This is a genomic window from Actinomycetospora soli (assembly GCF_021026295.1).
GTDB classification, from domain to species: domain Bacteria; phylum Actinomycetota; class Actinomycetes; order Mycobacteriales; family Pseudonocardiaceae; genus Actinomycetospora; species Actinomycetospora soli.
This window is the reverse complement of record NZ_JAJNDA010000057.1, coordinates 1-4464: the sequence shown is the minus strand read 5'-3', so window position 1 is coordinate 4464 and position 4464 is coordinate 1. Positions and strand designations below refer to the sequence as shown.

The following is a 4464-nucleotide window of genomic DNA, read 5'->3' as shown; positions in this document are numbered from 1 at the left end:
GGTGATCGAGTAGGCGGTCGGACCTCGTGGGGTCATAAGCTGCGTTTGTGCCCCTGAGCCCGCGAGTGGTCGACCTCGGCCCCTACGACGTCCTCCTGTCCGTGGCCGAGCTCGGCAGCATGGGCCGAGCCGCCGTTCGCCACGGCGTGACCCAGGCCGCGGTCAGCGCGCGCGTCCGGGCGCTCGAGGGCGCCCTCGGCGTCACGCTGCTCGAACGCTCGCCCCGCGGCACCCGGCTGACCACGACCGGGGCGCTCGTCGCGGACTGGGCCCGGGTCGCGGTCGACGCCGCCGAGGCCCTCGAGGTCGGGGTCGCGTCGCTGCGCACCGAACAGGCGAGCCGGTTGCGCGTCGCGGCGAGTCTCACCGTCGCCGAGTACCTGCTCCCCCGCTGGCTCGTCGCGTTGCGCGCGGAGCTGCCCGACACCGTGGTGTCGCTGACCTCGCACAACTCCGCCGACGTCGTCGCCGACGTGCTCGCCGACCGGGCCGAGGTCGGCTTCGTGGAGGGACCCACGGTGCCCGACGAGCTCGACTCCCAGGTCGTCGCCCGGGACCGGCTGACGCTCGTGGTCGCCCCGACCCACCCGTGGGCGGGCCGTCGTCGCGGGGTCGACGCGGCCCGCCTCGCCGCGACCCCGCTGGTCGCGCGCGAGGCAGGATCCGGCACCCGCTCGTTCCTCGATCACGCCGTCGGCGGGCTGGTCGACCCGGTGCTGGAGCTCTCCTCGACCACCGCGATCAAGGCCGCCGCCGCCGACGGGATGGCGCCCGCGGTCCTGAGCTCGCTCGCGGTCGCGGGCGAACTCGCCGCGGGCACCCTCGTCGCGGTGCCCGTGGCCGGCGCCGAGCTGGACCGGCGTCTCGCGGCGGTCTGGCCCCGCGGCCGCCCCCTGGCCGGTCCGGCGGCCGACCTCGTGCGTCTCGCCGCCCGGCGTCGGGGATGACGACCGCGACTACCGGACGAAGGCGCTGTGGCCGGTGATCTTCTTCCCGACGATGAGGGTGTTCATCTCGCGCGTCCCCTCGTAGGAGTAGAGCGCCTCCGCGTCGTTGAAGTACCGCGCGATCCCGTTCTCCAGGATCGTCCCGTTGCCCCCGACGATCTGGCGGCCGAGCGCGACCGTCTCGCGCATCCGGTCGGCGCAGAACTGCTTCGCCAGCGCCGAGTGCGCGTCCGAGCCACCCCCGCCGTCGATCAGCTGGGCGTTGCGCGACGCCATCCCGAGCGAGGCGGTCGTGTTGCCGAGCATCTGCACCAGGGCGTCCTGGATCATCTGGAACCCGGCGATCGGGCGGCCGAACTGCACGCGCTGCTGCGCGTAGCTCAGCGCGAGCTCGTAGGCCGCCATCTGCACGCCGACGCAGGCCCAGGAGGCGTTGCCGCGGGTGCGGCGCAGCACGCCGCCGGTGTCGGCGAACGTGCCCTGCCCGCCGGAGAGCCGGCGGTCCTCGCCGACGCGGACGCCCTCGAGGGTGATGTCGGCGTTCTGCGTGATCCGCAGGGCCGTCTTGCCCTCGATCTTCGCCGTGGTGACGCCGGGGGTGTCGCGGTCGACGACGAAGCCGCGCACCGCCTCGCCGTCGCGGGCCCAGATGACGAGCACGTCGGCGAACGTGCCGTTGCCGATCCACCGCTTGTGGCCGTCGATGACCCACTCGTCACCGTCGCGGCGGGCCACGGTCTCCATCCCGCCCGCGACGTCGGACCCGCCGTGCGGCTCGGTGAGGCCGAAGGCGCCGACCAGGTCGAGGCGCGCCATGGGCGGCAGCCACCGCTCGCGCTGCTCCGGGGTGCCGCAGGCGTCGATCGAGCCCATCGCGAGGCCGCTCTGGACGCCGAAGAAGCTGTTGGTCGACGCGTCGATCCGCGCGATCTCGGCGTGCACGAAGCCCATGAGCACCCGGCGGGCAGGCCGGTCGGAGAGCTTCGAGAGGCCGTACGGCAGCCCGGCGAGGTCGAGCGCGGCGAACCCGCGGCGGAACTGCTCGGGGAACTCCGCGGCCTCCCAGGCCTGGTTCACCACCGGCGCCACGTCGGAGGCGAGGTAGCCGCGCAGTCGACGCAGGATGTCGCGCTCGTCGTCGGTGAGCAGCTCGCCGTAGGCGTAGAAGTCGGCGACCCGCTCGGCGTCCGGGTCGAGCTCGAGGTGCGGGCGGGGCAGGTCGGCGAAGGGGTCGCCGTGACCGCCGCCCTCGCCGGCGGTGGCGGGCGCGATCGAGATGCGGTCGTCGGTGGGCGCAGCCATGTCCTCAGCGTGCTCCCGGTCCGGGCCGGGCGCCAACGCATGGGGTGATCGCACGGGCGCCCACCGCTAGATGCTTGTACGATAAAAGTGAAATGGGTGGCCCGGGGGGATTCGGGTGGCCGACGGGGTACCGGCTCCCCGAGAGTGGGGGCGGGCGCCCTCCCGCGGGAGCCCAGGGCGTCGAGACGCAGCGGTTGAGGAGTGCGACGGTGGACGGACAGCAGCCGATCACGATCTTCGGGAAGATCACCCGCGGCGACGGCGGGCCGCTCCCCGGGGCGGCGCTGACGCTGTGCGACCTCGCGGGGGACCAGCTCGACCGCACGGTCGCCGACGACGCCGGCGAGTACCGCCTCTCCCCCTCGACCGGCGGGACCTACCTCGTCATCTGCTCGTCCTCCACCCACCAGCCGAAGGCCTCCCTGGTCGCGGTGGCGGACCGTCCGCTGCGCCACGACGTATCCCTCTCCGGCGGTGGCGCCGCGCTCGAGGGCACCGTCGGCGCCGCACGCGACGGCGCGATCGTCGGGACGGCCGGCGTGGTGCTCACGCTGACCGACGTGCGCGGCACCGTCGTCGCCGTGGCCCGGTCGAACGGCGACGGCGGCTACCGCTTCGCCGACCTCGACGAGGGCACCTACACGCTCACCGCCGCCGCCCCGGACACCACGCCGGTCGCCGAGACCGTGCAGATCCCGGGCGAGGGCCGCGTGACCCGCGACATCGCGCTGGTCAGCCAGCTGCGCCTCAGCGGCGTCGTGCGCTCGGCCTCGGGCGGCCGGCCCGTCGCCGAGGCGCTCGCCACGCTCGTCGGCGCCGACGGCAACGTGGTCGGCGCCGCCGTCACCGGCGAGGACGGCAGCTTCGACTTCCCCGAGGTCGCGCCCGGGACCTACACGATCACCGCCAGCGGGTACGCGCCCGTCGCCAGCGAGATCGAGGTGGGCGCGGGACAGCCGTCCGAGGTCACCCTCACGCTCACCCCGCCCGCGCTCGGCCCGGCCGACGAGGCGCCGTCCGAGGTCACCCGGGCTTTCTCCGGGGAGGACTTCGGCGTCGACGCCGTGCCCGCCGGGGCGTACTCCAACGGGCACAACGGGCGGCACGCCACCGGCGACCGCTACTCCGAGCGCGGCTTCGACACCGATCGCGGCTTCGACGCCGACGGCGGGCGGCGGTGACCGCCACGCAGTCGGGGACCCAGCGCATCGGAGGCATCGCCGTCACCAGTGACGGCTGGCCGGTGCCGTTCGCCGTCGTCACGGTGATCGACGCGACCGGCTCCCAGATCGGCGGCTGCGCGGTCGACGACGACGGTCGCTTCGTCCTCGACGGGCTGCCCGCCGGGCCGTGCACGGTGATCACCTCCGCGGTAGGGCACACCCCGTCGGCGCGGCCGGTCGCCGGCCCCGCCTCGGGCGACCTCGGCCGCGTCGTCCTCACCCGCACCGGCGCCCTCGAGCTCCCCGCCCCCGGGCGCTGGGAGATCGACCCGGTGCACTCGCGGATCGCGGCGTCGGCGTTCCACCTCGGGATCACGAAGGTGCACGGGCGCCTGCGCCGGTTCACCGGGGCGATCGACATGGGCGCCACGCTCGAGACCTCGCAGGTCACCGCAGCCATCGAGTCGGGCAGCGTCGACACCGACGACGAGCAGCGCGACGCGCACCTGCGCGCCCCCGACTTCCTCGACGTCCTGCGCTTCGGCGAGATCCGGTTCTCCTCCACGGAGATCGTGCGGCACACCGCCGACCACTGGACGATGCTCGGCGACCTCGAGCTCAAGGGCGTGCGGAACAGGGTCGCCCTGGACGTCGTCTACCACGGGGCCGGGCCGGACCTCTGGGGCGGCGAGCGGGCGGGGTTCTCCGCGACGACCCAGCTCTCGCGCGACGACTTCGACATCTCGTGGAACCAGTCGGTGATCGCCGGCATCTTCGCGATCGGGCGCACCCTGCGGATCGAGATCGACATCGAGGCGCTCCGGGTCTCCGGGTAGGTCCGGTCTCTCGCGGGCGGGCTCGCGGCTGCTCACCGTGTGGCCGCCAGCCCCGCCTTGTCGCGGCCTCCCGACCGCCCCGCCTCACCTTGTCGCGGTGACCCCCAACGACAAGGTGCACCGGTCATCCGGACAACCCACGACAAGACCAGCCAGACCCGGGATCGCGACGTAGGCCGCCCGCCTCGGCCCCCACCCCCCCCCCCCCCCACCGTG

4 protein-coding genes are annotated in these 4464 nt (G+C 74.5%); 3 read left to right on the top strand and 1 reads right to left on the bottom strand.

The window, feature by feature from the left end:
* Nucleotides 1-47 precede the first annotated feature (47 nt).
* Nucleotides 48-947, top strand: a complete 900-nt coding sequence (locus tag LN037_RS31970; RefSeq protein WP_230761148.1) for a LysR family transcriptional regulator — start codon at nucleotides 48-50, stop codon at nucleotides 945-947.
* Between the two features lie 9 nt (nucleotides 948-956).
* On the opposite strand, the gene LN037_RS31965 is transcribed toward LN037_RS31970, so the two are convergent.
* Complete coding sequence (locus LN037_RS31965; protein WP_230761146.1) at nucleotides 957-2249, bottom strand: acyl-CoA dehydrogenase family protein; 1293 nt, start codon at nucleotides 2247-2249, stop codon at nucleotides 957-959.
* A gap of 209 nt (nucleotides 2250-2458) precedes the next feature.
* Here LN037_RS31965 and LN037_RS31960 point away from each other — a divergent pair, with 209 nt between their 5' ends.
* Nucleotides 2459-3430, top strand: a complete 972-nt coding sequence (locus LN037_RS31960; protein ID WP_230761143.1) for an MSCRAMM family protein — start codon at nucleotides 2459-2461, stop codon at nucleotides 3428-3430.
* Nucleotides 3427-4248, top strand: coding sequence for a YceI family protein (locus tag LN037_RS31955; protein ID WP_230761141.1), 822 nt, complete (start codon nucleotides 3427-3429; stop codon nucleotides 4246-4248). Before LN037_RS31960 ends, LN037_RS31955 begins: the two co-directional genes overlap by 4 nt.
* The last annotated feature ends 216 nt before the right edge of the window (nucleotides 4249-4464 follow it).

Excerpts from the sequence above, each read along its gene's own strand:
- LN037_RS31965 (WP_230761146.1), bottom strand. The coding sequence starts at position 2,249 with ATGGCTGCGCCCACCGACGACCGCATCTCGATCGCGCCCGCCACCGCC.